A 27,000-nucleotide genomic window follows, 5' to 3' on the forward strand; every position below is an offset into this window, starting at 1 on the left:
GCCCCTCTATTCGACGGCCGTGATGGTGCTCACCGGCAGGGTGCGCTCGACACCCGCCCCAGGGTCGGTAGCGCGCAAACGGCCGGCATCGAGCGAGGTCGGCAGCAGCGTGAAGATGTGGGTGCGGCCCTGCGCCGAGGCCGTGACGCGCACGGTGCTGCGATCCTTGATCGCGAGTTCGAGGCGCCGAGTGAAACCGCTCGCATCGGGCTCTGCCGCGGCCGCGGCGTGCACCCGGTCGACGAGCCCGACGAGGTCGGCAGGCAGGCCTGCGCGGGGCTCGGCGGGCACGGCGAGTCGCGGCGCGGCACGGCCCGGAAGGTCGGCGTACGACGCGGTGTACCGCGCATCGACGAGCGCGGCGACGACGTGCTCGGCGCGCAGCTTCGAGTAGAGCGCATCGCCGCCCGCCGACGGCGCGAGCTGCAGGTGGTGCAGCGCGCGGTCGACGAGCAGCGTATCGCGCAGCTCGGCACGCGAGACCTCGAGGCGGGTGCGCCCCTCGTCGCCATCGTGCTCGTGCACGACGATGCTGCGGATGCGCTCGCCGAGCGAGGCGAGCATGTATTCGAGCGGCTGGGGAATGCCGGTGAGCGACAGCCGTTCGAGCATGGCGCGCGCCTCGCCGACGCCGAGCCCCTGCTCGAACGCCTCGGCCAGAGCCGCCTCGGTGATGCGCCGCGTCGAGGCGATGCCGGTCTGCTCGGGGCGGCTGAACGTGACGAGCGCGGTTTCGTCGGCGGGGGAGAGCGGACCGGGCACGATGACGCTCAGATCGGGCTGGATGTATACGCCCGGCGCGGGGGCCGGCATGTCGCGCCGCGCGATCGCGAGCGCCCCATCGGCATCGTCGACGGACTGCGTGACCAGGCTTCGCCCGGCCTCGCTCAGCGTGCCGCCGACCGCGAGGCCGAGGTGCGCCGCGAGCTCGGCGAAGCGGTCGACCGCGGCGACCGTCGAAGCAGCGAGCAGCGGATAGCGTTGCGGCAGCGCGCGGAGTACGGCGGCGAGGTCGATGCCGGCCGCGAGACCATCAGCATCAGCAGTATCGGTCGCACCGCTCGCCTCGCGCAGCAGTGCGCGCAGGGGGGCCGGGGTGCCCGCGGCGACGGCGCCGGCGAGCCGCGCCCACCGTTCGGGCGAGGGGAGCTCGAGCCACTCGGCGGCGCCCGAGGTCCAGGCGAGCAGCGCATCGTGCGGCATCGGGGCGACGAGGCCGCCGGCGATCAGCGCGTCGAGCGCGCAGGAGATCTCGTGCGCCGGGATCCCTGTGGAGTCTGCGAGCGCCTTCACCGTCGCGACCGCCACCGAACCGCTGCGGTTCAAACTGCCCGGGCGGGTGCGCAGCGCCCGCAGCGTCTCGGCCGCGATAGCGACCGAGGCGAGCGCCGGCACGTACCAGGAGGCGGTGTCGGCGGGCTGCGGCGGCCCGGCGTCGACCGGGTCGATCAGCTCGTCGACCGTGAGTCCGACGCGGTCGAGGCTCGCGGCGAGTGCCGCACCCGCTTCGGGGAGCGCGACGGGGCGGCCCTCGTCGACGCCGAGCAGTCCGAGTGCGGTCAGGAGCGACAGCTGCTCCACGCTCGCGTGCTCGGGCGAGACGATCGCGGCGAGCGAGCCGCGATCGAGGGGACGCAGGGCGCGCTCGATCGAGTCGGCCCGCAGCAGCTCGACGGCGAGGCCGATGGGGTCGACGATGCCTGAGACGGCTTGCGGCCGTCGGCGCACCACCAGTTCGGCGAGGGCATCGCGGCTCATAGCCGCAATGGCCGACGAGAGCGCGAGAGTGCCGCTCATGGTCAGTTCTTGTGCGCGTTCCGCTTGAAATCGGCGCGACGGCGCGCCTGGCTCAGGATGAGCAGCGTGATGAGCAGCACGAACCCGATCGGCAGGCCGATCAGCGAGAATCCGTAGACGAACGGCCAGAACCCGGCCGCGAGCGCCGCCCCGTCGATCATGCCGACGATGAGAGTGGCGAAGAACGAGAGCAGTGCCGCCGCGATGATCGCGATCGTGGCGTAGGCGAGGGCCCGCTCGATCGCCGAAGGCTCCTGCGGGGTGCTGCGTTCTTTGGACATCCCTCCTATTTTAGCCGATGTCGGGGCGGGAACGCTTGGAGTCGGGATCGGGGCGTTCATCGGTAGGATTGGCAGAGCGAGCGGCCACGGCCGCGGAAGACTTCGGGCGGCGGCAGGCGCAGCCCAGGATCAGGCGATCGGGGTGGTGCGAGCCTCCCGCATCGATCGAGCAGGAGAGGAACGAGGCATGCCGAACGGCAAGGTCAGGTTCTACGACGAAGACAAGGGCTTCGGGTTCATCCACGGCGATGACGGGCAGCAGGTGTACCTGCACGCGTCCGTGCTGCCCGAGGGCACCGATGTGCAGGCGGGCACCCGCCTCGAGTACAGCGTCGCCGACGGCCGCCGCGGGCCGCAGGCGCTCTCGGTGCGCGTGCTCGAGACGCCGCGTCTCGCGAAGCGGTCGCGCAAGTCGGCCGACGACATGGCGGTCATCATCGAGGATCTGGTGAAGCTGCTCGACGGTATGGGCGGGCGCCTGAAGGCCGGGCAGTACCCGGAGCGCCAGCAGGCGCGCAAGGTCGCGACGATGCTGCGGCGCGTGGCGGATGATTTCGATGTCTGAGCCGGTCGGGAAGGACGGGGCAGTGGAGAACGCTGAAGCCGTGGAGAACGTGGACGCAGCGGAGAGCGCTGAAGCCGAGCAAGCCGCCCAGGCTGCCGAGACCGTCGCCGATCCGGTGCTGCTCGCCGCCAGGGATCAGGCCCGCGCCGCCCTCGCCGAGATCACCGACCCCGCGTCGATCGGGGCCGACGCAGGCCACGAGGTGCAGGAAGAGCACGTGCTCACGCTGTTCTTCGAGTGCCGGCTGCCCGGCTACCCGGGCTGGCGCTGGGCGGCCGCCGTCGCGCGCGTCGATGAGGAATCGCCGGTGAACGTGCTCGAGGTCGAGCTGCTGCCCGGCCCCGGCTCGGTCGTCGCCCCCGACTGGGTGCCGTGGTCGGTGCGCCTGGCCCAGTACCGCGAGGCGCAGGCCCGCCAGGCCGCCGAGGAGGCCGCCGATGCCGAGGCCGCCGCGGCCGAGCTCGCGGATGAGGACGACAGCGAAGACGACCTCATGGAGAACGACTTCAGCGACTACGACGACGAGCTCGACGGCGTCGACCTCGAGGGCGAGGGCGGCGAGTTCGCCGACGATGACGCTGATGACGAGGATGACGCCTCCGACGAGGACGAAGATCTCGACGAGCCCGACGAGCTCGACCTCACCGAAGACGTCGAAGGCGAAGAGAACGACGACGACACCGACGACGAAGAGGAGTAGCGCCCCCAGGCGCACGGAGATCCTGCGGTCGCGCAGCGGCTCGCAGGACTCCTCGGTGTCAGAGGCGCTCGAGCACGTAGTCGATGCAGCTCGTGAGCGCGAGCGCATCGGCCGGGTCGATCGCCGTGAACGTCGCGACGCGCAGCTGGTTGCGGCCGAGCTTGCGGTACGGCTCCGTGTCGACGATGCCGTTCGCACGCAGCGCCTTCGAGATCGCCGATGCGTCGACGCTGTCGTCGAAGTCGATCGTGACGACGACCTGCGAGCGGTGCTCGGCCTTCGCGACGAACGGGGTCGCGACCTCGCTGCGCTCGGCCCAGTCGTAGAGCAGCTGCGACGATTCGCGGGTGCGGGCGTCGGCCCAGGCGAGGCCGCCCTCGCCGTTGATCCACCGCACCTGCTCGTCCATGAGCGCGAGCGTCGCGAGCGCCGGAGTATTGAGGGTCTGGTTCTTGCGCGAGTTCTCGACCGCGCCCGCGAGGTTCAGCGTCGATGGGATGTAGCGGTCGCACGCGGTGACCCGCTCGATGCGCTCGAGCGCGGCGGGCGATACGAGCGCGAACCAGAGGCCGCCGTCCGAGGCGAAGTTCTTCTGCGGCGAGAAGTAGTAGACGTCGGCCTGCGAAGCATCGAAATCGATGCCGCCTGCGGCGCTCGTCGCGTCGACGACGGTCAGCGATCCCTCATCGCCCGAGACCCTCTGCACCGGGGCCATTACGCCCGTCGAGGTCTCGTTCTGCGGGTACGCGTACACGTCGATGCCTTCGAGCGCCGCCGCCTCCGAGCGCGAACCGGCCTCGGCGTTACGGATATCGGGCTCTTCGAGGAAGGGGGCCGCGCCAGCCGCCGAAGCGAACTTCGCGCCGAACTCGCCGAAGGTCAGGTGCTGGCTGCGGCGCGCGATGAGTGAGTGCACCGCCGAATCCCAGAACGTGGTCGCGCCGCCGTTGGCGAGCAGGATCTCGTAGCCCTCGGGGGCCCGGAACAGTTCGAGCAGGCCTTCGCGCACGCTCCCGACCAGATCCTTCACCGGCGCCTGGCGGTGCGAGGTGCCGAGCACGCGCGGCTGCAGCGAGGCGAGGCGGTCCAACTGCTCGCCTCGCACCTTCGACGGGCCGCAGCCGAAGCGGCCGTCTTCGGGGAGGAGTGCCTGGGGGATGGAGATATCTGCCATGGCACTCCACTCTACCGGCTCGATGCACCGCCCCGAGCAGCCGCCCAGCCGGGTTCCTCTAAGATGAAACGCGAGAGCCGAGGAACAGAGGTGCAGATGGTCGACCTGATCGATACCACCGAAATGTACCTGCGCACCATTCTCGAACTCGAGGAAGAGGGCATCGTGCCCCTGCGAGCGCGCATCTCGGAGCGCCTCAGCCACTCGGGCCCGACGGTGTCGCAGACGGTCGCCCGCATGCAGCGCGACGGGCTCGTCGTCGTCACCGACGACCGTCGGCTGGAACTCACAGAGGCGGGTCGCGCCAAGGCCGTGCAGGTGATGCGCAAGCACAGGCTCGCCGAACGGCTGCTCTCGGACGTGATCGGCCTCGAGTGGGCGTACGTCCACGAGGAGGCGTGCCGGTGGGAGCACGTCATGAGCGAGCGCGTCGAGCGCAAGATCCTCGGCATCCTCGACCACCCCGTCGAGTCGCCGTACGGCAACCCGATCCCGGGGCTCGACGAGCTCGGCATCACCCGCGTCGGCTCGTTCCAGACGGGCGTCACGGGCGTCCTCGACCTGCTGCACGAGCACGGAGCCACGGTCACGGCCCGCATCAAGCGCCTCGCCGAGCCGCTGCAGGTCGACCCCGCGCTGCTCGAGCAGTTCAGCACCGCCGGCATCATGCCCGGTTCCACAGCCTCCTTCACCCGGCGCGACGACATCGTGCACGTCGAGGTCGAAGGATCGCGTGAGGCGCTCGATGTCCCCATCGAGACGGCCGCACACATCTTCGTTGCGTCGTAGGGCCGAACCTACGCCGCCCCCCTGCCCGGGGTAGTCGCGAAACCACATCGATCTGGAGTTGATAGACCAAGGAGTCCCCCATTGTCCCTGCCTACCCCCGAAGCCCATCTGCGCGCCGTAGCCGAAACCGTCAGCCAGCGCAGCGTCGGTGAATCCGAGTTCCTGCAGGCCGTGCACGAGGTGCTCGACACGCTCACGCCGGTGTTCGCGGAGCACCCCGAATACATCGAGGCAGGCATCCTCGACCGTCTCGTCGAGCCCGAGCGCCAGCTCGTCTTCCGCGTTCCCTGGACCGACGATTCGAACCACGTGCGCGTCAACCGCGGCTTCCGTGTGCAGTTCAACTCGGCGCTCGGCCCGTACAAGGGCGGTCTGCGCTTCCACCCGAGCGTCAACCTCTCGGTCATCAAGTTCCTCGGCTTCGAGCAGATCTTCAAGAACGCGCTCACCTCGCAGCGCATCGGCGGCGGCAAGGGCGGTGCCGACTTCAACCCGGCCGGCAAGAGCGACGCCGAGGTCATGCGCTTCTGCCAGAGCTTCATGATGGAGCTCGTGCACCACATCGGCGAGGACACCGATATCCCCGCCGGCGATATCGGCGTGGGCGCTCGCGAGATCGGCTACCTCTTCGGCCAGTACCGCCGCATCACGCAGCGCTACGAATCGGGCGTGCTCACCGGCAAGGGCGTCAGCTGGGGCGGCTCCGAAGTGCGCACCGAGGCGACCGGTTACGGCGCGGTCTTCTTCGCGGAGGAGATGCTGCTGCGCGCCGGCGAGGGCATCGAGGGGCGCCGCGCGATCGTGTCGGGCTCGGGCAACGTCGCGACCTACGCGATCGAGAAGATCGAGCAGCTCGGCGGCAAGGCGATCACGGCATCCGACTCGAGCGGATACATCGTCGACGAGCAGGGCATCGACCTCGAACTGCTGAAGCAGATCAAGGAGGTCGAGCGCGCCCGCATCCACGTCTACGCCGAGCGGCGCCCGGGCGCCCGCTTCATCAAGGGCGGCTCGGTGTGGGATGTGCGGGGAGACCTCGCCTTCCCGTGCGCGACGCAGAACGAGCTCGGCGCCGATGCGGCCCGCGCGCTCATCGCCAACGGCGTGCGCGCCGTGTCCGAGGGCGCGAACATGCCGACGACCCCCGAGGCCGTCGAGCTCTTCCAGGACGCCGGGGTGCTCTTCGCGCCGGGCAAGGCCGCGAACGCGGGCGGCGTAGCGACCTCCGCGCTCGAAATGAGCCAGAACGCCTCGCGCGCCCAGTGGGGCCGCGACAAGAGCGAGAACCGTCTGCACGACATCATGCGCGATGTGCACGCGCAGACGTACGCCGCCTCGGAGCGGTACGGCCGCCCGGGCGACTACGTGCTCGGCGCCAACTCGGCCGCGTTCGTCACGGTCGCGCAGGCGATGCTCGAGCAGGGCGTCATCTGATCACGATGATCGTCGACTGATCGCTCATGCGGCGGCGATTCCCGGGGTGCTGCGCTCTCCAGGGATCGCCGCCGCCCTGCGGCCGTTCCCGTCCGCGATGCGCGGTCCGCACGAATCGGCTCCCGGGGTCGCGAGATCGTTCGGCGTCGAGATATCGCACCGTCCGAAAACCTGGAGATCACGCCAAGTTTCAACCTAGGTCGAGACTTTCGTGACCTCAGCGTGACATTCCCGTTATCTTCGGTTACCCTTGAACGGTCGCGGCTTCCGATGGGTCGCAACCACTGAAACGAAGCTCGTTCAACGTAAGGCAGATGAAACTCGTGGCTCAGACCCCCAGCACCGCACTAGCGCTCACCAGCGAGGCGCCCAAGGCAACCTCCTCGACCGGCAAGCGTATCGCGCAGATGGCGGGCGCAGCGGCCCTCAGCTTCGGCATGATGGGCACGTTCGCGCTTCCCGCATACGCGACGGCACCGGAGGGCGACGCTTCGCTCATCGACGGCTACTCCGCTCCCGCGCAGTCGCTGCAGACCGCCGACGTCGCAGTCGCAGAGGTTCCGACGATCGCCCTCGAAGGCGTCGAAGACGCCGCGATCCTCGCCGCCGAGGCCAAGCTGGCCGAAGAAGAGGCGAAGGCCGAAGAGGCGAAGAAGCAGGCTGCTGCATCGACCGAGAACAAGGCCTACTCGGGCGTCGACATCCCCGCGGGCGCAGGCGCCTCGGGCATCGTCTCGGCCGCCCTCGCGCAGCTCGGCGTGATGCAGGATTGCACCGCTCTCGTCGAGAACTCGCTGCGCGCCATCGGCATCCCCGCCGGTGACCTCGGCACTCAGATCGGCGAGTACACCGCCCTCGGCGGCACGCTCGTCTCGAGCGGCGACTACGCCCCGGGCGACGTGCTCATCTGGCCGGGCCGCCACGTGGCGGTCTACATCGGCAACGGCCAGGCCGTGCACGGCGGCTACGGCGGCAATCAGACCGTCGTCGCGGGCGCGTTCATCGACGGCGCCCCCGGCGGTGTCGTGCGCTTCTGAGTCGCAGACTCTTCGAACGGGCGGGGCTTCGGCCCCGCCCGTTTTTCGTTACCCGCGTGAGCGCGCCGAGGCCCGGCGCTGCTAGAATCGACTCTTGGTGCGTGCGCGCTCCAGGCCTCTGTAGCTCAGTGGATAGAGCACTTCTCTCCTAAAGAAGGTGTCGTAGGTTCGATTCCTATCAGGGGCACTGTTCTTCCGGAGCATCGCTTCGGAAGAACAGTGCCGTCGCGCCGCAGCGCGACCTCGGCGGTTCCCGACCGAGATATGTCCGCACCGCGTGCGGAACCGAAGCTTCGCTTCGTTGATCCGTGCTGTCGTAACATCCGCCCGTTGCCCGCGCTGCCGTGCGAGGATGGGGACGTGCCGCCCATCGACCTGGTTTCCCTGCCCGCGGGCGAAGTGGAGCTGCACGATGCCCGGCGGAAGCGCCGATGGACCGTGCGGCTGGAACCGTTCGAGATCGCGCGGGTGCCGGTCACCCTCGAGCAGCACGCGCAGTTGACCGCGCGGCCGGTACCGAGCGCCGAGATCGACCCGCAGGTGCCGCTCGCAGACCTCTCGTGGCGCGATGCGATCGCGCTCTGCAACGCCGCATCCGCCGTCGAAGGGCTTGCGCCCGCGTATGCTCTCGACGGTGACGACGTGAGCTGGCGGGTCGGCGCCGACGGCTACCGGCTGCCCACCGAGGCCGAGTGGGAGTACGCCTGCCGGGCCGGCACGAGCGGCCCCCACTACGCGCCGCTCGAGACCGTGGCCTGGACGTCGCGCGACGGCGTCGATGCGCCGCACCCCGTCGGCGCGAAGCGCCCGAACGGCTTCGGCCTCTTCGACGCCCTCGGCAACGTGTGGGAGTGGTGCTGGGATCTGCTCGACCCCGCCCGGTACGGCGACTACCGCGTCTTCCGCGGTGGCGGATTCGCCGACGAGGCCTGGAGCGTGCGCGCGTCGACGCGCCGCGGCGGCGCTCCCGGCATGAGCCACCCGGATGTCGGGCTGCGTCTCGCGCGCGGGGCGTTCGCGCCGGGCCCCGTCGTGCAGGGCTGGTCGGCCGAAGCCGATCGCGAGCGCGCCGCGATCGGCGGCCCGCTGCCATCGGGCTGGACGCCGCGCGGCGCCCGACCGTGACGGCCGCCGCCGGGCCTACCCGCCCGAGAGGCGCAGGTCGCGCCGCGAGAAGAGCGGCAGGCCTGCGACGGTGAGCGCGACGGCCGCGACGGCGAGCCAGACCGGCTGCCACCAGGCGATGCCATGCACGAGGGGCGGCCCGGCCAGATAGGCGCGCATCGGCGACCACCACGCCGCATCCCCGTGGCCCGATGCGAGCAGCAGCGTGTACCCGAAGTACGACGCCACCGCGGCACCGGCCGTCGCCCAGACGGCGAGCGGAGCGCGCCCCGTCGCGGCGGTCACGAGCAGCGCCAGCCCGCCGAAGCACCAGCCGGTGAGCGTCAGCAATGCGCAGACGCCGGCGAGGTGCGCGATCGAGACGTCGATGCCGGCGATCGCGATGCCCGCCCAGCTGCCGAGGAAGAGCGCGACGGCGACGACGAGCACTGCGACCGCCGTGGCGGCCGCGACGGTGCCGTAGACGCGTGAGCGCGAGATCGGCTGCGCGAGCAGCAGCGACATGCGTCGCGCGCGCTCCTCGCCGCCGATGCCCGACGACGCGGCGACCGTCGCGACGAGGATCACCGCAGCAGGCGCGACCATGCCGAAGATCTCGAGGTGCAGAAACCCGGCGGCCGTGCCGAGGTTGCCGCCGCCGAAGAGATCGGCGAGAGTCTGCGGGAATGTCGCCGCGAAGTCGCCCATGAGGCGGCTCAGCGAGCGATAGAGCAGGGGCATCGAGACCCCCATGAGCAGCCCGACGACGAACACGACGTAGGCGAGCAGCATCTGCTCGGCGGCGAGACGCAGTCCGAAGAACGACGAGCCCCGCCCGGTCGGGGCGAGCACCCTGCCGACCCGAGGCATGGCGCGCAGCCGTTCCAGCAGCGACGGGGTGCCGGCGGTGAGGCGCAGGTCGCGCGCGCGGAAGGCGAGCGCGCCGAGGGCGAGCAGCACGAGGGTTCCGCCCAGCAGCAGTGCGAGACGCGCGCCGTCGACACCGTTCACGAGCGGCGTCGCGCCGTTGAACCAAGACCACGGGATCCAGTCGGCCGCCCCCTCGCGCCACATCGGCAGCAGCCCGGCGCCGAGCCAACCGAGCACCATGACGGCCGCGGCCACCCCGCCCGCGGCGGCCCTGCGGCCCGTCGCCGCCCCGACCGCGAACGCGAGCGACGCGTGGAAGACGGCGGCGGCCGTGAGGTGCGCCACGAGGGCGAAGAGGTGCGCGTCGCCAGTTTCGGCGCCGAGCACCCGCGGTGCGATCTCGGCGACCGCCCACAGCAGCGCCCCGCCGGCGACGATCAGGGCGATCATCGCCGCGCCCCGTCCGGCGACGTAGCCCGTGCGCGAGATCGGCCGGGCGAGCGCGAGGTGCAGCGTGCGCGCCTCCTCCTCGCCGGCGACGGCCCGCGCGCCGATCGAGATGGCGACCCCGACGAAGGCGAGTGCGCCGATCGAGGCGAGCATCTCGTTGTAGGCGATGAGCGACGCGTCGGCGTGCGCGGGGATGCCGGCGAGTGCGCGTACCGCCTCGGGCAGCCGCTCGTAGAGGGTCAGATCGATGTCGCGGTAGACAGCGAGGCCGAGCGCGAGCATCGCGGCGACCGCGGCAGTCGCGATGAGCAGCCCTTTCCAACCCGAGGCGAGGCCCCGGCGCAGCACCGCGGCCCGGGCCGCCGCGGCGGTCATGACACCTCCTGGTAGTAGGTGAGGAAGATGTCCTCGAGCTCCGCCTCCTGCGTGCGGATGTCGCGCAGCCGGGCCCGAGCGGTCACGGCCTCGAGCAGCCGCGCCATGTCGCCGTCGAAGTGCAGCTCGACGTGGTCGGACAGCACCTCGAGATCGCGCACCCCCGCGACGCTGGCGAGATCGTCGGCGGCGAGCGCCCCGTCGAACTCGATCTCGATGCGGCGCATCCGTTTGCGGCGCATCGCCGCGACCTCTTCGACGGCGATGAGGGAGCCGCGCCTGATGATGCCTACGCGGTCGGCGACGCGTTCGACCTCGGCGAGCGTGTGGCTCGACAGGAACACGGTGCGGCCGTCGGCGGCGGCCTCGCGCATCATCGCCCAGAACTCGTGCTGCACGAGCGGGTCGAGCCCGGCGTTCGGCTCGTCGAGGATGAGCAGTTCGGGGTCGTGCATGAACGCGGCGATGAGGCCGATCTTCTGACGGTTGCCGGTCGAGAGTTCGCCGACGCGCTTGTCGAGGTTCGCGTCGAGGCGCTCGGCGAGGCCGTCGATGCGGCGCCGGTCGACACCGCCGTGCAGCTCCGCGAAGAACCGCAGCGTCTCGCGGCCGGTCATCGCTGGCCACAGCGCGAGGTCGGCGGGGAGGTAGCCGAGGCGCCTGCGGTGCGCGACGTCGCGCGGCGGAGCGCCGAGCACCGCGGCGGTGCCGGCGGTCGGTCGCAGTTCGCCCATGAGCAACCGGATCGTCGTCGATTTGCCCGCGCCGTTCGGCCCGAGGAAGCCGAAGACCTCGCCCGCGCGTACTTCGAGGTCGAGGTCGTTCAGCGCTGTGAACGCGCCGTACCGCTTGGCGAGTCCTGCGGTCTCGATCGGATTCATGGTTCCTCCTGCAGTCCATCGAGCGCGGCGCCGTACCGGGCCGCGGCGTCGGGGGTCGCGACGCCGGCGAAGATCTCCATCTGCGTGCGCAGGTAGCGCGCGAAGCCGGGCTGGGCGGTGAGGTCGGCGGCGCGCAGGTCGACGCCCATGAGGCGCTTCAGGTGGCGGTGCAGCGACAGGGATCCGAGCGCGAACACCGTGAGCACTGCCGCGCGGGCCCGCTCGTCAGCGGTCGGAGCGAAGATGCCGAGCTCGGTGCCCTCGGCCATATAGGCCGAAGCATCGTCGACGATGAGGTCGACCAGGTGGTCGATGAGCGGGCTGTCGTCGGCGACGCGGGCCGAGAGATACCCCATGAGGTGCGGGTCGCCGCTCGCACGGATCGCCGTGAGCGCATCGAACCCGGGGGCTTCGCGGATCGCGCTCTCCTTGATTCGCCTGATCGCCGCGGCCACATGGTCGTCGCAAGCGGTCAGCAGCGCTGCCATCGACCCGAAGTGGTGTCTGATGAGCCCGGCCGAGAGCCCGGCGCGCTCGGCGACGCCGCGGGCGGTGAGATCGCGCGAGTGCCCCTCGGCGACGATCTCGATCGCCGCGTCGCGCAGCTTCGCTCTGGCCGTTCGATCATCCGTCATGACACGAACGTATAACTCCTTATACGTTTGTGCAATCAGGAAAGGTTACGGAGAGGAGGCGGCGCCGCCCGCGGTCTCGGCGAGCGCCCGGTAGAGCGCGGATTTCGAGCCGAAGCCGAACGTCTGCGCGAGCGTCGTCGCATCGATCTCGACGTTCTCGCGCCGCATCCGCGTCGCAGCGGCGCCGCGCAACCCGCGTACGTGCCGCTGCACCGTCGTGCCGTGCCGCTGGAACTCGAGCTGCAGGCTGCGCGCCGAGACCCCGAGCCTCGGGGCCAGGGTGTCGGCGCTGAGCTTCGAGTTGCTGATGTCGAGCAGGATCGCTTCGGTCGCCCGATCGAAGAGCGGCTGCGACAACGGCGACCCCTGCCGCATCAGATGCACGATGGAGCGCGTCATCTCGGCGACCGCGTGCCTGAGGGGCGGGCCGGTGGGCTCCCGGCGCGCCGACTGCGCGAGGGCCGTGAGCATGCGGAACGCGCCGTCGACGACTCCGGCGTCGATCGGCTCGCCGTCGGTCGTCGAGGGGAGCGGGATATCGGCGATGAGGCTCGCGGACATGCCGATGAAGACGAGCTCGTTGCTCGACTGCTCGAGAGCGAACTCCACCTCGGAGATGCCCGGCGGGATGAGAGCGATGCCGGGGGAGCGGGTGAGCACCCCCGCGCCCGACACCGAGACGTCGCCGTTCGGGCTGAGCACGAGCGCCGCTCGGTGCCGCGAGATCTCATCTCGCGGCCAGAGGGCGGTGCCCGATGGTGCGTGCGCGTGCGCGATCGTGATGTCGGCGAGCTGCGCCACCTGCATACGGGTCGCCTGCGTCCCGCTGAAGCCCGTGACCTGGAAGTTCGCGGCAGCGAGGTACTCGCTCACCGGGCTGCCCGGTGCGAGGTCGCCTGCGCCGTGCAGCTTGAACGAGCGATGCCAGTACTCGCGGTTCTGAAAGTAGCGGAAATGCGCGTTCCGCCGACTCTTCTGTATCTCTCCCATGCGTGCGATGTTCCCCTCCTATGCGTAATCTCACCATGGTGCGCGAGCGGGGCTCCGATGCGTGCGCAGAATGAGTCATTCTTGCGCAATCAGGGACTGTTCTGGCGATTTCCGCAGCGCCCTCCCGATATGCGCAGAACCGTTCGGGGGCCTGCGCCGAGAATCTACTCTCGGTGCAGGCAGGGCCCGTCGGCAGCGCTGCTTCCCCCCGAATCAGCGCTTCCGGCGGGTGCTGCCGCTCTTCCCCTCCGAGCTCAGTCGGTGAACTCCGGCGCCACGAGCAGCGACACCCGTTCGCGCAGATACGCGCGCAGCGACGGCGCCCCCTCGAGCGGAGCGCCCGCGCGCCACCGCACCCGCACGACGGCTGCGGCGCCATCTCCGGCACCGGTCGGGGCGACGCCGATCGGGTCGGCGGAGGCGAGACCGGAGACCCCGGCCGGGGTGAGCGGCAGCTCCCGGGCATCGTAATTGACCGGTGCGCCGGCCGCATAGCCGCCGCGCAGCGCCGCGGCCGCGATCTCGCGCCGCTCCTCGCGCGAGACCGACTGGTAGTTGGGGCGCCCCCGCTCCGCCGCCCGCGTCGCGCGGCCCAGCGCGTAGAGGCGCGCATCGGTGCCGAGCAGCAGTGACCCCAACCGCCAGACTTCGCCGAGCGGCACCATTCGAGCGGGGCGCGAAATGAGCAGCACCCGCCGCGTCTCGACATACTCGGCGAGCGCCTCGGGGGCGACCGCTGCAGCGCTCAGGGCCGCGGCCGCCTCGCGGCACGCGTCGCCCGCCTCGGCCGCCGCCGCCTCGAGATCCGCCTCCTGCTGCACCACGCCAGTGTAGCTCCGGGTGCGCCGTAGAATCGGTGGCATGAACGAGCGCCCGACGGAGTCCATCGAGATCGAACGCAAGTACGAGGTACCGACCGCGCTCGCACTGCCCGACGCCGCCGCGCTCGCCGCCACTGGCTTCGCCGCCGCCGAGCCGCGCACCTTCGCACTGCGCGCCGTCTACTACGACACCGAGCACGGCGACCTCGCGCAGCACCGGCTCGCGCTGCGCCGCCGCGAAGGCGGTCCCGATGCCGGCTGGCATCTGAAGCACAAGAACCGGACCGGGGCCCACGAATTCCAGTGGCCCGAATCCGACGAGATGCCGGCCGGTCTGCGCGACGAGGTCGCTCGGCGCATCGGCGCCGAGCCCGAGCTGACACCGCTCGCCGAGCTGCGCACCGAGCGCACTGTCGTGCTGCTGCACAGTGCTCCTAGTACTCCCAGTGCTCCCAGAATTCCCGATGTTCCGCCGCGCGGCGGAGCCGAGACCGCCGTAATCGAGCTCGTCGACGACCGGGTGCGCACGCATGACCTGCGCACCGGAGCGCACCGCGCCTGGCGGGAATGGGAAGCCGAGCTCGTGCCCGGTGCAGATACCGCACTGCTCGACGTGCTCGAAGCGCTGCTCTGCGAGGCTGGAGCTTCGGCGTCGCCCAGCCCCGCGAAGATCGCCCGGGCGACGGGCCGCCTGGTGCCCTGGGCGCTGGCCGCGGGCGCCGACGACGCGACGCTCGCTCGTCTGCGCGCGATGGAGGCCGACGACCTCGCAGCCGGCCTCGCCGCCGACGCGCAGAACGACCCAGCGCCCCGCTAGGCTGGAGCCATGAGCACGAACCGCAAGGGCGGGCGCGATGCCCGGGGCGGCGACAAGGTCGACCCGAAGGCCCGGCGCAAGCAGATCATCGTCGGCCTCGTCATGGGCGCCGTCGTCGGTCTCGTGCTCAGCCTGCTGACCGAATTCTGGCTGTGGCTGCCCGCGGGCGTCGCGATGGGGCTCGCCACGGGCGCCATCATGAAACCGCCGCCGGGCCGCTGACCCGAACCGCCGCCGACCACCGTGCAGGTGTCGCGGGAACGAACCGACAGATCTGAGGAGATCGCTGTGAGTGCACTGCTGCCCGAGGGGCGCAACGATGTCGTACGAGGTATCGCGGCCGAGGTCGCGCTCGACGCCGTACCCGCTGCCGACGTGGTGTCGGGCGAGCCCCGCCAGGGCACGCTCGAGCTCGGCGGCATCGCCGGTGCCGCGCTCGGTATCTGGGAGCTGCGCGGCGGCGTCGTGACCGACACCGAGGTCGACGAGTTCTTCGTCGTGCTCTCGGGCGGGGCGACGATCGAGCTGCTCGGCGGCCCCGAGATCGATAACGGCACGGTCGCCGCGGGCACCGCGATCGAGGTCGGCCCGGGCGACACGATGCGCCTCGTCGCGGGCACGCAGACGCGATGGACGGTCGAGGATCACATCCGCAAGGTGTACATCGCCGAGGCGTGACCTTCGAACTCCCCGAGTCTCGCGACGAAACTCCGGGCGAGTTGCGCTGAATCCCGGCCATTGCGCATATGGTGGCCGTGTGTGGAGCGTAGATCGGCGACGGCAGAACAATGCCAATGGTCGCGACAAGGGAATGCCGGATCAGACGGCGACCGAGGCTGAGCAGCCTCGGAACGAGGGCGCCCTCGCGACCGCACCCGATCCATCGCCGAAAGCGGCGCCTCCCGAAGACCTCACGGCGCACCTCACCGGCCCCGTCTCGCTCGTCGACTCCTACGCCGACGAGCACTCGAAGTGGCGGCGCGAGCTCGCCGGCATCGGCGGGCGCAACCCGCTCCTGCACTTCGACGATCGGCCCGCGAACCGCATCGAGCTCTCGACCACGCACCCCGGAGGGCTGCCCCAGTTCATCACCGGCAACAAGATCCTGCTGTCGGCCCTCATCCGCGACGACCTGGCGCTGCGCCACGCGCGCGCCGCAGCCGGGCGGGTCACCGACAAGGCGATCGAAATGCGCACCGTGCGCGGGCTCGAGACCGTCAACCTCGGCGTGGGCATCGCGAAGTGGTCGTACGAGGGCGAAGACTTCTGCGCGCCGGTGCTGCTGCGCCCGCTCGCGATCCGCCGCTACGGCCGCGACTACGAACTCAAGCTGAAGCAGTTCCCGGTCGTCAACTCCGAACTGATCCGCGCCCTGCGCGAGCAGTTCGGCATCACGCTCGATGCACGATCGCTGATCGAGCTGTCGCAGTCCGAGGGAGTCTTCAAGCCGCAGCCCGTGATCGACCGCCTGCGCCAGATGGTCGCCGGCGTCCCCGATTTCATGGTGCAGCCGAGGCTCGTGGTCTCGTCGTTCCACAACGTGTCTCAGGGCATGGTCGCCGACGCCCGGGATCTCGACCAGCCGATCCTCGAAGCCGTGTGCGGCAACGAGCCCGCGAAGCAGCGCCTCGCCGAGGCGTACCGCCCGGCCAGCCCGCTGCCCGCCGACGAGCGCGCGCCCGACACCGATCGCTGCCTCTACGACGCCGACGCCGAACAGGACGACGTGCTCGCGCAGATCGACGCCGGCCACTCGATCGCGGTGCGCACGCTCCCCGGCACCGGCGGCACCCAGACCGTCGTGAACGCTATCGGCAACCTCGTGCGCGCGGGTAAGCGCGTGCTCGTCGTCTCGCCGCGCCGTGCGACGCTCGATGGCATCACGCACCGGCTCACCCGGGCGGGCCTGCCCGGACTGGCGGTCACTCCGAGCCGCCTGCGCCGCAACCTCGTCGAGTCGATCAGCCGCAACGAGAACGCCGCCCCCGAGCAGATGCGCGAGGTCGACGAGGCGCTCGTGCGCCTGCGCGGCGTGCTGCTCGACTACCAGACCGCGCTCGAGACCCCCGACGAGCGCTTCGGCGCGTCGCCGCTCGACGCGCTGCGCCGCCTCACGACGCTTTCGCTCGGCGAACAGCCGCCTGCGACCACCGTGCGCCTCGACGACGAAGCGCTCAGCCGGCTCACCCTCGACCGCAGCTCGGTCGCCGAGTCGCTGACCGAGGTCGCGCGTCTCGGCCAGTTCCAGTACGGCCCCGAGGATTCGCCGTGGTACGGCGTCGACTTCGCGAGCACCGACGAGGCCCGCACGGCGTACCGCCTCGCGGTCGACCTCGGCGAGTCGCAGCTGCCCCGTCTCATCTCGATGGCGAACGAGGTCATCGGCCAGACCCCGATGCGTCCCTACGCCACCATCGCCGAGCTCGGCATCTACCTGCGCCTGCTCATGGGCGTGCGCGACACCCTCGACCGCTTCACGCACGAGGTGTACGACCGATCCCTCACCGAAGTCATCGCCGCCCACGCCCCGCGCGGCAACGAAGAGATGACCTCGGCCAACAAGCGCCGCCTGAAGAAGCTCGCGCGCGAGTACGTGCGCCCCGGTGTCACCGTCGGCGACATGTATTCGCGTCTCGTGCAGATCCAGCAGCAGCGCGTGCTCTGGCAGCGCTACTCGGCCATCGCCGGCGCCCGCCCCGAGGTGCCGCTCGGCATCTCCGACGTCGTCGTCGCCTTCCAGGCCGCCTACCAGGATCTCGACGAGCTCGACCGGGTGCTCGGCACCGCGCACGAATCCGAGCGCATGAAGAACCTCTCGCTCGGCGCGCTCGCGAACCGCATCGCCGACCTCTCGCGCGAATCCGAGGTGCTCCAGAACATCCAGGAGCGCACCGCGATCGTCGAGCGGTTGCGCGCCCAGGGCCTCGAACCGCTGCTCGACGACCTGTCGTCGCGCCACATCCCCGCCGAAGACGTTGCCGCCGAGCTCGAGCTCGCCTGGTGGCAGTCGGCGCTCGAACGCATGCTGCAGACCAACCAGGCCCTGCTCAGCGCGAACACGAGCGTGCTCGAACGGCTCGAAGCCGACTTCCGCCTCGTCGACGACGCCCATGCCGGCGCGAACGGCGCGGGCCTCGCCGCGACCCTCGCCGACGCCTGGCGCGTCGCCGTGCTCGACTACCGTCAGGAAGCCCTCGCCCTGCGCGAGGTGCTGCGCGGCGGCTACGCCTCGATCGGCTCCCTCGCCCAGCGCGCCCCGAACCTGCTCGGCTCGCTCGCGCCCGTGTGGATGATGTCGCCCTACGAGGTGCCGCAGCTGCCCGATTCGCTGCGCTTCGACACCGCGCTCATCGTCGACGCCGGCGCCACGACCCTCGTCGAGAACCTCGGCGCGCTGCGTCGCGCATCGCAGGTCGTCGCGTTCGGCGACACGGTGACGCAGAGCCCCGCGCCCTTCGCGGTCTCGGTCGGCGACACCGGCCCGAGCGAGAACGAAGACGTCGAAGCGATGCACGCAGCGTCGACCTTCGCGCAGCTCGAGGCCGTGCTGCCGACGCTCTCGCTCACCCGCAGCTACCGCGCCGGCGGCGAAGACCTCACCGATCTCGTCAATACCCGCTTCTACGACGGCGCCATCCAGTCGCTGCCGTGGGCCGGCAGCTTCCTCGGCCACTCGAGCCTCACCTACGAGTTCGTGCCGGGCGGTCAGGGCCTGCCCGACCAGCAGTCGGGCGCGGTCGAGAGCACCGACGCCGAGGTCGACCGCGTCGTGCAGCTCGTGCTCGAGCACGCGAGCGAGCGCGCTGGCGAGTCGCTCATGGTCATCACTGCGAGCGCGCGCCACTCCGTGCGCGTCTACCAGGCCGTGCTGCAGGCGTTCTCGAAGTTCCCGCAGTACCGCGACTTCCTGCTCGGCGCCCGCGCCGAACCGTTCGCGGTGCTCACCCTCGAGCAGGCGACCGCGCAGAGTCGCGACCGCGTCATCTTCTCGATCGGCTACGGCCGCACCCCGCACGGCCGTGTGCTCTCGAACTTCGGTGCGCTGGGCCGGCCCGGCGGTGAGCGCCTGCTCGCAGTCGCCATCACCCGCGCCCGCCGCGCCATGACCATCGTCAGCTGCTTCAAGCCCGAAGACCTCGACGCGAACCGCATCAAGCACGGCGTCATCGAGCTCGCCGAGCTGCTCGCCTTCGAGCACCCGGAACCCGAGCCCCTGTCGCTGCCGGCGGAGCGCGACCCGATGATCGGCGAGCTCGCCGACCGGCTCGAGCACCTCGGCCTGGAGGTCACGCTCGACTATCGCGGAGTGATCCCGCTCGCGGCGTCGTTCGGCGAGCGCGCCATCGCCGTCGAGATCGACCTCGGCGAGGGCGACAGCCTGCGCGACTCGCTGCGGCTGCGACCGGCGGTGTTGCGCCGTCTCGGCTGGCACTACTACCGCGTGCACAGCTTCGATCTGTTCGCCGACCCCGACGAGGTCGCCCATCGTATCGCGCGCATCATCGGGTGCGAACCCGAGGTCGTGACCGCGGGTGAGTGAAGCGGGGTCAGCGCCCGAGCCCCAGCCTGCCGCGCAAACCGAGGAGCGGTCTGCGCGGCGCCGCGGGTCTCATCGCCGTGCGACGAGGCCCGCCGCTGCGGGTGTCGACCCGTCGCCGTCGCGGCATCCGTTGAACTCGCGCGCGGCAGAAGACGCCCCCGAGGGCTGGGGCGAGCCGTCGGCGCAGCGCGCGGCCGGCGAGAACGAGGCGCGGCTCAAGCGCGACCGCCCGCCGCACTGGGGGTAGCGGCGGGCGCGGCGATCCCTGACGGCGCGAGTGTGCAGGTGCAGTGCGAGCGTGCACCCGGAATGCCGTGATCGCGCTGCACGCTCGCTCTGGAGGTATACACTCGCGCGGGGAATGGCGCGGGGAAGTGGCACGGGCGGAGTGGCGCCGGGGAAGCAGCTCGCTAGGAGGCTGAGCTCGACGGGCCCGAGGAAGCGGAGCTCGACGATGACGAGCCCGAAGACGAGCCCGACGATGAGCTCGATGATCCCTGGCCGGATGCGCTCGAGGACGACGAGCCCGAACCACCGGAGCCCGACCCCGACCCGGAGCCCGACCCCGACCCGGCCCGCGAATCGGTGCGGTAGAAGCCCGACCCGTTGAAGGTGACGCCGAGCGAGCCGAACACCTTGCGCAGCGTGCCGCCGCACTCGGGGCAGATCGTCAGCGCGTCGTCCGAGAACGACTGGTAGATGTCGAAGGCATGGTCGCAATCGGCGCAGCGATAGGCATAGGTAGGCACGATCTCAGATCTTACCCCCGCGGGGCGAAGCGGATGACCCGGCTCGGGGTGACCGCGCCGTCGACGGGAGAATCGTGGGGCTCCGCAGGGATCTCGGGCAGCACCTCGTCGTCGTGCACGATCGCGAATATCGGGGGCCGCCGCTCGAGCGACGCGATGCAGCGGTCGTAGTAGCCGAGGCCCCACCCCATGCGCATGCCGCGCAGATCGACCGCCGAGGCCGGGATGAGCATGAGGTCGACAGCGCCGACCGCCGTGCCCGGCAGCAGTTCGCCGATCGGTTCGCTGATGCCGTGGGCGCCGACGACGGTGCCGCGGCCGTCGGGCCTGATCCAGCCGAGCCGGTGGCCCTCGAGCGACTTCGGCAGCAGTACATCGAGGCCCGTGCCCGTCGCCCATTCGAGGAACGCGGCGGTGTCGGGCTCGCCCGGCATCGCGAGATAGCACGACAGCGACCGCGCCCCCGTCTCGCGCACGAGCCGCGCGAGGTGCTCCGCGAGCCCGGCGGCCGCCGCGAGCCGCTGCTCGGGCGACAGGGATCGCCGGCGCCGTCGCACCTCGCCGCGGATGCGGCGCTTCTCGGCGACGAACGACGGTTCGGGCGGTGCGGCGGGTTCCGGTGCCTCCATATGCCTCAGGATAGGCCGCCGGGCAGTCCGTTCGCGAGCCATGTCATTCCTATGGAATATGGTGTGGGTATCAGCCCGCGAGATTCCGGAGGTTACATGTCTCAGAATGCAGCATCGACGAATGTCACGAAGGCCGTCATCCCGGCCGCTGGTCTCGGCACGCGCTTCCTGCCCGCGACGAAGGCGATGCCGAAGGAGATGCTGCCGATCGTCGACAAGCCGGCGATCCAGTACGTCGTCGAGGAGGCCGTTTCGGCGGGCCTGCGCGACGTGCTCGTCATCACCGGGCGCAACAAGGGCAACCTCTCGAACCACTTCGACAGCGTGCCCGAGCTCGAATCGACGCTCGCGAACAAGGGCGACGAGGCGAAGCTCAACAAGGTGCACGAGGCGAGCGAGCTCGCCGACGTGCACTTCCTGCGCCAGGGGCAGCCGCTCGGCCTCGGCCACGCGGTCGGGCGCGCACGGCAGCACGTCGGCGACGAGTCGTTCGCGGTGCTGCTCGGTGACGATCTCATCGACGCCCGCGACCCGCTGATCGACCGGATGATCGCCGAGCACGATGCGCGCGGCGCGACCGTGATCGCGCTCATGGAGGTGCCGCAGAGCGCCATCCACCTCTACGGCTGCGCCGCGGTCGAGAGGACCGACGACCCCGACGTGGTGCGGGTGACCGGCCTCGTCGAGAAGCCGGCCGCGGCCGACGCGCCCTCGAACCTCGCGGTGATCGGCCGCTACGTGCTGCGCCCCGAGATCTTCGACATCCTCGACGACCTCGGGCCGGGGCGTGGCGGCGAGATCCAGCTCACCGACGCGCTCAACCACCTCGCCGAGGGCAAGGGCGATGGCCCCGTCTACGGCGTCGTCTTCCGCGGCCGACGCTACGACACGGGCGACCGTGCCGACTGGATCAAGGCGAACGTGCTGCTCGGCGTCGATCATCCCGAGATCGGCGACGAGGTCGGCGATTGGGTGCTCGATTTCGCCGAACGCCTGCGCGCCCGCCGCGCGGCCGAGGCCCCGGAGCCGCAGCACCGATCGTGACGCCCCCGCGCCCGCTCGAACCGCCCCCGCCGATGCGCGAGGGCCGTATCGGCCTGCGCCTCATCCGGGTCTCGGATGCGGCCGCGCTCGAACGACTGCTGCGCGAGAACCGCGAGTGGCTCGTGCGGTGGGAGGCGACGCACCCGTCGGGCCGCGGCATCGAGCCCGGCTCGGTGTCGATGCGCCCCACCATCCGTGCCATGCGCAAGCAGCTGCGCACCGGCCGCGGCGTACCGCTCGTCATGACGTACGACGACGCGGTCGTCGGGCAGCTGAGCATCTCTGAGATCAGCGGCGGGGCGCTGTGCTCGGCGCAGATCGGCTACTGGGTGGCGCAGAGCGTCGCGGGGCGGGGCATCACGCCCACGGCTGTCGCGCTCGCCATCGACTACGCGTTCTCGCACCTCGGCCTGCACCGCATCGAAATCTGCCTGAGGCCCGAGAACGACGCCTCGCGCCGGGTCGTCGAGAAGCTCGGGCTGCGCTACGAGGGGCGGCGCCACGCCTACATCCACATCGACGGCGCATGGCGCGATCACGACTGCTTCGCGGTGACCCGCGACGAGGCGGACGGCGGGATGCTCGGGAGGCTCGCGCACCGATCTTGACCGCTTCGCGGCGCGCCGGGGAACACGGCGCGCGCGGGGGCCGTACAGTTTACGGCATGAGTGGCGGCGGATTGGGTGGTGGCGTGATCTTCGTGGTGGCGGCGCTGCTCTGGGCCGCCGTACTGGTGCCGGCATGGCTCAGACGCCGCGAGTTCAAGGCCGCCGAACGCAACGCGCTCCGGCTGCAGCGCACGCTGCGAGTGCTCGCCGAGACCTCGGAGGTGCCGCAGGAGGTGCGCGTCGAAGCGACCGCCCGCGAAGCGCTCGCCCAGGAGAAACTGCTGCGCACGGCGCAGCGCAGGCAGGATGCGGAGCGCGAGGCGCAGCTCGCATCGGAGCGCGCCGAGCAGGTGCGCGCCGAGATTCTCGCCCAGCAGTCGCAGCGCAAGCATCAGGCGATGCAGCGGGCCGCGAAGCTGCGCCGCCCCGTCGTGCGCCGCGCGCGCGCCATCGCCGCGCTCGCGACGGTGCTCGGCATCGCCGGCGTGTGCGTCGGCGCAGGGCTCGCGCTCGCGGGCAGCGGCACGCTGCTGCTGCTCGGCGCCTCGCTGCTCGGTGCAATCGGTGCCGGCGTGCTCGTGCTGCTCGCACCGGGCCGCGCCAAGGTGCATCCGATCGCCGCCGAGAACGTCGAGCCCCCCGTCGCGGCAGCGGAGCCGATCGCGGAGCCGGCGGAGCCCGAAACGGTGAGCGAGGATGCCGCGGCAGCGGCGCACGCCGCCGCCCAGCAGGTCGCCGCCGCCCGCATCTCGCGGGCCCGCGCCCTCGCCCGAGCACGTGCCGGGCAGACGAATGTGCCGATGGAGAACCAGACCGACTCGATCCTGCTGCGCGAGGCCCGCGCGCAGGTCGAGCGCGCCCGCGGTGCCGTCGCCGCGGGCGGAACGACGGGGCCGCTGGCGCAGGATGCCGAGCGCCTGGCCGCCGAAGCCCGCCGCACGGCGGAGGCCGCGGCGCAGGCCGATCAGCGCCGCGCCGACGAGGCCGCGCTCGAGGCGACCGTGCAGCGCCGCGCCGAATCGAACGCCCGGGCCGCGCGCCTGCAGGCGATGGGCGTCATCGGCGACACGAGCGAGGGCAGCCTCGATCTCGACGCGGTGTTCCGCCGACGCCGCAACGCGGGCTGACACCGCCGCGCGACGGGCCGCACCGTGTTCGAAGCGGGCGCTCGGATCTGCTAAAGTGATCCGGTCAGGGTCTTTAGCTCAGTTGGTAGAGCGCGTCGTTCGCAATGACGAGGTCAGGGGTTCAATTCCCCTAAGATCCACGGAAAGCCGCCCCGGGACGACCCGAAGGGCGAACGCCCGTGCCGGGGACGGCCCCGCAGAACGGTGAGATCCCCGTGCTCCGCGCAGTCCTCACTCCCTCCGCTCTCATGCGCCTCGCCCTGGCCTGGGGCTCGTGCCTCGTACTCGCTCTCGTGCGCCCGGTGCTGCACGACGCGCCGTCCGCCGTCGTGCTCTGGGGCGCGCTCGCCGCGATCATCGCGGTCATCGTCGCCAGCGCCTTCGGCGTCGTCGGCGAGGCCGAGCACCTCGCGAAACGGCTCGGCGACCCGTACGGCACGCTCGTGCTGACGCTCTCGATCGTCATGATCGAGGTGATCCTCATCTCGGCCGTGATGCTCGGCCCCGGCGATCACACGACGATCGCGCGCGATTCGATCATGGCGGTCTCGATGATCATCATGAACCTCGTCGTCGGCGTCGCGCTGCTCGTCGCAGGGCTCAGTCGCCGGCTGCGTGCGCGCGGGGCGGAGCTGCGGCCCAACAACGCCGGCGTCACCGCTTATCTCGCCATCCTCGTCGTGCTCATCGCGGTCGCGTTCGCGCTCCCCGGCACCGTCGGTGCGAAAGGCGCCTACTCGCCGGCGCAGACCGTGCCGATCGTAGTGGTGACCTTCGGCTTCTACGCATTCTTCCTCGTGCGGCAGATGGGGGCGCAGAAGGCCGATTTCCAGGAGGTCGAGGGCCCTCTGTCGGTGCCCGGGCCTGCCACCGACGCGGTGCCCTCGGCCGAAGAGCCCCGATTCGGGCTGCGCGCCGAGGCGACCGCCCGCACCGCCCTGCTCGTCGCGCTCATGCTGCCGATCGTGCTGCTCTCGCACGACCTCGCGACGCTGCTCGACGACGGACTCGACCGCGTCGGCGCACCGGTCGCGCTCACCGGCCTGCTCATCGCGATGATCGTCTTCCTTCCCGAGACCATCACGACGGTGCGCGCGGCGGCCGGCGGCGAGATGCAGCGCGTGAGCAACCTCTGCCACGGCGCCCTCGTCTCGACGGTCGGGCTCACCGTGCCCGCGGTGCTCGTGATCGGCCTCCTCACCGACCAGCACGTGCTGCTCTTCGAGAGCCCCACGAACCTCGTGCTGCTCGGCGCGACGCTGCTGCTCACCGCCGTGAGCTTCATGGGCCGCCGGGTGACCGCGATCCACGGGGCCGCCCATCTCGCGATCTTCCTGATCTACGGACTGACTGTTTTCCAGTAGCCGTCGGGCGTCCCGGGCGGGTTCCGGACGATCGGTCGGGGTTCGTGGACGTGCGGTCGGGCGGCCCGACCGCTCGGCCGAAATGATGGATCCATGACCGCAACAGCCTCCATTCCACTCGTGCCCGCAGAGAACTCCCCGGGCGCCGCGTCCGCGGGCCGCCGTGCGCGGCGACCCGGCTCGCAGGGCCGCATGAACTACGGCGCGCTGATCACGATGATGCTCATGAGCTTCTTCCTCGTCACCGCCGAGTTCCTGCCGAGCGGCATGCTCACCCGCATCGCCGACGGCCTCGGCGTGAGTTCGGGCCAGGCCGGCCAGATGGTCGCCGTGACCGCGCTCGGCGGGCTGATCGCCGCGCCGACGGTCGGCCTGCTGTTTCCGCGCCTGAACCGGCGATCGCTGCTCGTCTGGCTGTCGATCGCGGCCGCCGTGTCGAATCTCGTGGTCGCGTTCGCGCCGGGCCTCGTGCTCGTGCTCGCTTCGCGCTTCCTGCTCGGCGCCGCCATCTCCGGCTTCTGGGCGATGTCGATCTCGGTCGCCGCTGCGATCGCCGGCCCCGAACGTCTCGGCCGCGCCGTCATGTTCAACTCGGCGGGGGTATCGCTCGCCACCGTCGCCGGGGTGCCCCTCGGTGTGATGCTCGGCGACGCGATCGGCTGGCGCGGCGTCTTCGTGGTCGCGGCCGCGCTCAGCGCGGTGCTCGCCTTCGGACTGCGCTGGCTGCTGCCCTCGGTGCCCGCAGAACGGGCCGCGTCGATCGCCGTGCTGATCGGTGCGCTGCGCCGGCCCGGCATCGCGCTCGGCGTCGTCGCGAACGTCTTCGTCGTCACCGGCCACTTCCTCGCCTACACGTACGTGCGCCTCGCCCTCGAACGCGTCGAGGCGGGCGGCGGCACCGTCGGGCCCGACACGATCGTCGTGCTGCTCGCGCTCTTCGGCGTCGGCGGCCTCATCGGCAACCTCGTCTTCGGCGCCTTCGTCGACCGCGCGTACCGCGTGCTCGCGGTGCTCACCCCGATGACCATCGCGGCCTTCCTGCTGCTCGTCATCGCCAGCGCCGGTTCGCTCGGGGCGACGGGCGCCGCAGTGTTCGTGTGGGGCTTTTTCTTCGCCTCGTGGCTGCTCGTCGCCAACACGTGGGTGGGAGGCCGCATGCCCGACCTGCTCGAAGCGGGCGGCAGCCTCATCGTGCTCGGTTTCCAGGCCGGTATCATGCTCGCGGCGGGCGTCGGCGGCGCCATCGTCGACGCCATCGGCATCGTGCCGGTGTTCGTCGTCGGAGCCGCGCTGCTCGGCGTCGGGGGAGCGCTGTTCGGCCTCGCGGGCCGGTCAGGACGCCGGAGCGCGTAGCGCCGTGCGCCACGTCGACGGGCTCGTGCCGACCCGTCGGCGGAACGCGCGGCTGAACCCGTCATCGGAGCCGTAGCCGATCGCGCGCGACACTTCGGAGACGCCGAGGCCTCGGGCCAGCAGCTGCTGCGCCTGGCGGATGCGCACACCGGCGAGGTACTCGGCGGGGGAGGTGCCCATGGCTGCGCGGAACCGCTCGGCGAACACCGACCTCGACATCGCCCCGGTGCGGGCGAGATCTTCGACCGTCCAGTCGCGCCCGGGCTCGGCGTGCATGGCCTCGACCACCCGATCGAGATGCGGATCGTCGGTGCGCGAGGGCCAGCCGAGCGGAGCGCAGCCGCCGACGACCCAGCTCTGGATCACGGAGACGAGCACGGTCTTCGCCATCATCTCGCAGATGAGCGTGCTGCCCGGCATCTCGTCGCACAGCATCGGCGCCGGTTCGGCGCTGCTGCGCTCGCGCCCGAGCTGCGCCGCGAGAGCGGCGACCGCCGGCGCACTGCGGCGCAGATCGATCGCGGTCACGGTGCCGGGCAGCAGCTCGAGCACGCCCGCCCCGGAGGCTGAGAAGTCGAAGGTCGAGACGAGCACGAAGGCGCCGCCCGAGATCAGCGAGTGCGCGTCGCGCCCGGTGAAGAGGCGGGCGTCGCCCGCCGCGAGCCCGATCGGACCGCCGGCGGCGGCGCCCTGGGCGGCGGTGCAGAGCCCGCCGTCGATCACGTAGACGAGCGTCGCTTCGCCGCTGCGGATGGCGAGGACCTCGCCGGGCTCGAGCGAGACCCGATGCTGCTGCCGCACGCGGGCGTCGACCTCGGAGAGTACACGGTCGATCGAGGCGGGGGAGGTGCGGGGCTCGGCCATAA

The 27,000-nt window shown here is 71.2% G+C and carries 26 protein-coding genes and 2 tRNA genes; 17 read left to right on the forward strand and 11 right to left on the reverse strand.

The features are described 5' to 3' along the window. Positions 1-6: 6 nt before the first annotated feature. Together NHL51_RS00605 and NHL51_RS00610 are read right to left on the reverse strand one after the other, a co-directional pair. The gene (locus tag NHL51_RS00605) at positions 7-1,797 is read right to left on the reverse strand and encodes a helicase-associated domain-containing protein (protein ID WP_434140992.1); all 1,791 of its coding nucleotides are present in this window, start codon (positions 1,795-1,797) and stop codon (positions 7-9) included. A gap of 2 nt (positions 1,798-1,799) precedes the next feature. Further along, a complete protein-coding gene (locus NHL51_RS00610; RefSeq protein ID WP_434140993.1) occupies positions 1,800-2,078 on the reverse strand; it encodes a hypothetical protein in 279 nt (92 codons plus the stop codon). A gap of 187 nt (positions 2,079-2,265) precedes the next feature. Here NHL51_RS00610 and NHL51_RS00615 point away from each other — a divergent pair, with 187 nt between their 5' ends. Beyond that, positions 2,266-2,643 carry a cold-shock protein gene (locus NHL51_RS00615; protein WP_434140995.1) on the forward strand — a complete coding sequence of 126 codons (378 nt, stop codon included), beginning with the start codon at positions 2,266-2,268 and terminating at the stop codon, positions 2,641-2,643. 22 nt (positions 2,644-2,665) lie between these two features. Next, positions 2,666-3,343: a DUF3027 domain-containing protein gene (locus NHL51_RS00620; protein ID WP_434140996.1), complete on the forward strand. Its 678-nt coding sequence runs from the start codon at positions 2,666-2,668 to the stop codon at positions 3,341-3,343. Between the two features lie 58 nt (positions 3,344-3,401). Here the strand turns inward: NHL51_RS00620 and serC are convergent, their stop codons facing one another. Next, positions 3,402-4,517, reverse strand: coding sequence for a phosphoserine transaminase (gene serC / locus NHL51_RS00625; protein ID WP_434140998.1), 1,116 nt, complete (start codon positions 4,515-4,517; stop codon positions 3,402-3,404). A 96-nt stretch (positions 4,518-4,613) separates the two neighbouring features. Here serC and NHL51_RS00630 point away from each other — a divergent pair, with 96 nt between their 5' ends. The 5 genes from NHL51_RS00630 (at position 4,614) to NHL51_RS00650 (ending at position 8,902) form a co-directional block, all read left to right on the forward strand. After that, complete coding sequence (locus NHL51_RS00630) at positions 4,614-5,306, forward strand: iron dependent repressor, metal binding and dimerization domain protein (RefSeq protein WP_434141000.1); 693 nt, start codon at positions 4,614-4,616, stop codon at positions 5,304-5,306. A gap of 81 nt (positions 5,307-5,387) precedes the next feature. Continuing rightward, positions 5,388-6,740: an NADP-specific glutamate dehydrogenase gene (gdhA, locus tag NHL51_RS00635; RefSeq protein WP_434141001.1), complete on the forward strand. Its 1,353-nt coding sequence runs from the start codon at positions 5,388-5,390 to the stop codon at positions 6,738-6,740. Between the two features lie 323 nt (positions 6,741-7,063). Beyond that, entirely contained in the window at positions 7,064-7,777 is a 714-nt protein-coding gene (locus NHL51_RS00640) for an NlpC/P60 family protein (RefSeq protein WP_434141003.1), read from the forward strand. Positions 7,778-7,891: 114 nt separating this feature from the next. Then, positions 7,892-7,964: transfer RNA gene (locus NHL51_RS00645), tRNA-Arg, on the forward strand. A 173-nt stretch (positions 7,965-8,137) separates the two neighbouring features. Further along, on the forward strand, positions 8,138-8,902 hold the full coding sequence (locus tag NHL51_RS00650) for a formylglycine-generating enzyme family protein (RefSeq protein ID WP_434141005.1): 765 nt from the start codon (positions 8,138-8,140) through the stop codon (positions 8,900-8,902). A 15-nt stretch (positions 8,903-8,917) separates the two neighbouring features. On the opposite strand, the gene NHL51_RS00655 is transcribed toward NHL51_RS00650, so the two are convergent. The 5 genes from NHL51_RS00655 to NHL51_RS00675 all read right to left on the reverse strand — a co-directional run bounded on the left by NHL51_RS00655 (position 8,918) and on the right by NHL51_RS00675 (position 13,903). Continuing rightward, complete coding sequence (locus NHL51_RS00655) at positions 8,918-10,576, reverse strand: ABC transporter permease subunit (RefSeq protein WP_434141007.1); 1,659 nt, start codon at positions 10,574-10,576, stop codon at positions 8,918-8,920. Then, positions 10,573-11,457 carry an ATP-binding cassette domain-containing protein gene (locus tag NHL51_RS00660; RefSeq protein ID WP_434141009.1) on the reverse strand — a complete coding sequence of 295 codons (885 nt, stop codon included), beginning with the start codon at positions 11,455-11,457 and terminating at the stop codon, positions 10,573-10,575. Before NHL51_RS00660 ends, NHL51_RS00655 begins: the two co-directional genes overlap by 4 nt. After that, positions 11,454-12,092 (reverse strand): TetR family transcriptional regulator, encoded by a 639-nt coding sequence (locus NHL51_RS00665; protein ID WP_434141011.1) that lies wholly within the window; start codon positions 12,090-12,092, stop codon positions 11,454-11,456. The genes NHL51_RS00660 and NHL51_RS00665 overlap by 4 nt, the downstream gene beginning before the upstream one ends. A gap of 45 nt (positions 12,093-12,137) precedes the next feature. Then, a complete protein-coding gene (locus NHL51_RS00670; protein ID WP_434141013.1) occupies positions 12,138-13,082 on the reverse strand; it encodes a helix-turn-helix domain-containing protein in 945 nt (314 codons plus the stop codon). A gap of 254 nt (positions 13,083-13,336) precedes the next feature. Further along, entirely contained in the window at positions 13,337-13,903 is a 567-nt protein-coding gene (locus tag NHL51_RS00675) for a hypothetical protein (RefSeq protein WP_434141015.1), read from the reverse strand. A gap of 40 nt (positions 13,904-13,943) precedes the next feature. On the opposite strand from NHL51_RS00675, the gene NHL51_RS00680 reads away from it, so the two are divergent. The 4 genes from NHL51_RS00680 (at position 13,944) to NHL51_RS00695 (ending at position 19,260) form a co-directional block, all read left to right on the forward strand. Beyond that, positions 13,944-14,720 (forward strand): CYTH domain-containing protein, encoded by a 777-nt coding sequence (locus NHL51_RS00680; protein ID WP_434141017.1) that lies wholly within the window; start codon positions 13,944-13,946, stop codon positions 14,718-14,720. 9 nt (positions 14,721-14,729) lie between these two features. After that, positions 14,730-14,942: an HPP family protein gene (locus NHL51_RS00685; RefSeq protein ID WP_434141018.1), complete on the forward strand. Its 213-nt coding sequence runs from the start codon at positions 14,730-14,732 to the stop codon at positions 14,940-14,942. A gap of 66 nt (positions 14,943-15,008) precedes the next feature. Next, positions 15,009-15,398 (forward strand): cupin domain-containing protein, encoded by a 390-nt coding sequence (locus NHL51_RS00690; protein WP_434141020.1) that lies wholly within the window; start codon positions 15,009-15,011, stop codon positions 15,396-15,398. Positions 15,399-15,531: 133 nt separating this feature from the next. Beyond that, positions 15,532-19,260 (forward strand): AAA family ATPase, encoded by a 3,729-nt coding sequence (locus NHL51_RS00695; protein ID WP_434141022.1) that lies wholly within the window; start codon positions 15,532-15,534, stop codon positions 19,258-19,260. A gap of 410 nt (positions 19,261-19,670) precedes the next feature. Here the strand turns inward: NHL51_RS00695 and NHL51_RS00700 are convergent, their stop codons facing one another. Together NHL51_RS00700 and NHL51_RS00705 are read right to left on the reverse strand one after the other, a co-directional pair. Then, a complete protein-coding gene (locus NHL51_RS00700) occupies positions 19,671-20,009 on the reverse strand; it encodes an FmdB family zinc ribbon protein (protein ID WP_434141023.1) in 339 nt (112 codons plus the stop codon). 11 nt (positions 20,010-20,020) lie between these two features. Beyond that, entirely contained in the window at positions 20,021-20,638 is a 618-nt protein-coding gene (locus NHL51_RS00705) for a 5-formyltetrahydrofolate cyclo-ligase (protein ID WP_434141025.1), read from the reverse strand. A 96-nt stretch (positions 20,639-20,734) separates the two neighbouring features. Between NHL51_RS00705 and NHL51_RS00710 the strand changes: the two genes are divergently transcribed. From NHL51_RS00710 to NHL51_RS00735, 6 genes are all read left to right on the forward strand, one after another. Next, complete coding sequence (locus NHL51_RS00710; protein WP_434141026.1) at positions 20,735-21,682, forward strand: UTP--glucose-1-phosphate uridylyltransferase; 948 nt, start codon at positions 20,735-20,737, stop codon at positions 21,680-21,682. Next, complete coding sequence (locus NHL51_RS00715; protein WP_434141027.1) at positions 21,679-22,290, forward strand: GNAT family N-acetyltransferase; 612 nt, start codon at positions 21,679-21,681, stop codon at positions 22,288-22,290. The genes NHL51_RS00710 and NHL51_RS00715 overlap by 4 nt, the downstream gene beginning before the upstream one ends. Positions 22,291-22,346: 56 nt before the next feature. Next, the gene (locus NHL51_RS00720; RefSeq protein ID WP_434141029.1) at positions 22,347-23,417 is read left to right on the forward strand and encodes a hypothetical protein; all 1,071 of its coding nucleotides are present in this window, start codon (positions 22,347-22,349) and stop codon (positions 23,415-23,417) included. A 67-nt stretch (positions 23,418-23,484) separates the two neighbouring features. Continuing rightward, positions 23,485-23,557: transfer RNA gene (locus NHL51_RS00725), tRNA-Ala, on the forward strand. 75 nt (positions 23,558-23,632) lie between these two features. After that, positions 23,633-24,781 (forward strand): calcium:proton antiporter, encoded by a 1,149-nt coding sequence (locus NHL51_RS00730; protein WP_434141030.1) that lies wholly within the window; start codon positions 23,633-23,635, stop codon positions 24,779-24,781. A 93-nt stretch (positions 24,782-24,874) separates the two neighbouring features. After that, positions 24,875-26,134, forward strand: a complete 1,260-nt coding sequence (locus NHL51_RS00735; RefSeq protein WP_434141031.1) for an MFS transporter — start codon at positions 24,875-24,877, stop codon at positions 26,132-26,134. Here the strand turns inward: NHL51_RS00735 and NHL51_RS00740 are convergent. After that, on the reverse strand, positions 26,114-26,998 hold the full coding sequence (locus NHL51_RS00740; RefSeq protein WP_434141033.1) for a helix-turn-helix domain-containing protein: 885 nt from the start codon (positions 26,996-26,998) through the stop codon (positions 26,114-26,116). The genes NHL51_RS00735 and NHL51_RS00740 overlap by 21 nt on opposite strands. Positions 26,999-27,000 lie beyond the last annotated feature (2 nt).

It is taken from the genome of Leucobacter sp. gxy201 (assembly GCF_051043335.1).
GTDB lineage: Bacteria > Actinomycetota > Actinomycetes > Actinomycetales > Microbacteriaceae > Leucobacter.

Bases quoted from the DNA above. Each gene is read 5' to 3' on its own strand.
- NHL51_RS00605 (WP_434140992.1), bottom strand. From the start codon at position 1,797: ATGAGCGGCACTCTCGCGCTCTCGTCGGCCATTGCGGCTATGAGCCGC.
- NHL51_RS00610 (WP_434140993.1), bottom strand. From the start codon at position 2,078: ATGTCCAAAGAACGCAGCACCCCGCAGGAGCCTTCGGCGATCGAGCGG.
- NHL51_RS00615 (WP_434140995.1), top strand. From the start codon at position 2,266: ATGCCGAACGGCAAGGTCAGGTTCTACGACGAAGACAAGGGCTTCGGG.
- serC (WP_434140998.1), bottom strand. From the start codon at position 4,517: ATGGCAGATATCTCCATCCCCCAGGCACTCCTCCCCGAAGACGGCCGC.
- NHL51_RS00630 (WP_434141000.1), top strand. From the start codon at position 4,614: ATGGTCGACCTGATCGATACCACCGAAATGTACCTGCGCACCATTCTC.
- NHL51_RS00655 (WP_434141007.1), bottom strand. From the start codon at position 10,576: ATGACCGCCGCGGCGGCCCGGGCCGCGGTGCTGCGCCGGGGCCTCGCC.
- NHL51_RS00660 (WP_434141009.1), bottom strand. From the start codon at position 11,457: ATGAATCCGATCGAGACCGCAGGACTCGCCAAGCGGTACGGCGCGTTC.
- NHL51_RS00665 (WP_434141011.1), bottom strand. From the start codon at position 12,092: ATGACGGATGATCGAACGGCCAGAGCGAAGCTGCGCGACGCGGCGATC.
- NHL51_RS00670 (WP_434141013.1), bottom strand. From the start codon at position 13,082: ATGGGAGAGATACAGAAGAGTCGGCGGAACGCGCATTTCCGCTACTTT.
- NHL51_RS00680 (WP_434141017.1), top strand. From the start codon at position 13,944: ATGAACGAGCGCCCGACGGAGTCCATCGAGATCGAACGCAAGTACGAG.
- NHL51_RS00685 (WP_434141018.1), top strand. From the start codon at position 14,730: ATGAGCACGAACCGCAAGGGCGGGCGCGATGCCCGGGGCGGCGACAAG.
- NHL51_RS00695 (WP_434141022.1), top strand. From the start codon at position 15,532: ATGCCGGATCAGACGGCGACCGAGGCTGAGCAGCCTCGGAACGAGGGC.
- NHL51_RS00705 (WP_434141025.1), bottom strand. From the start codon at position 20,638: ATGGAGGCACCGGAACCCGCCGCACCGCCCGAACCGTCGTTCGTCGCC.
- NHL51_RS00710 (WP_434141026.1), top strand. From the start codon at position 20,735: ATGTCTCAGAATGCAGCATCGACGAATGTCACGAAGGCCGTCATCCCG.
- NHL51_RS00720 (WP_434141029.1), top strand. From the start codon at position 22,347: ATGAGTGGCGGCGGATTGGGTGGTGGCGTGATCTTCGTGGTGGCGGCG.
- NHL51_RS00735 (WP_434141031.1), top strand. From the start codon at position 24,875: ATGACCGCAACAGCCTCCATTCCACTCGTGCCCGCAGAGAACTCCCCG.
- NHL51_RS00740 (WP_434141033.1), bottom strand. From the start codon at position 26,998: ATGGCCGAGCCCCGCACCTCCCCCGCCTCGATCGACCGTGTACTCTCC.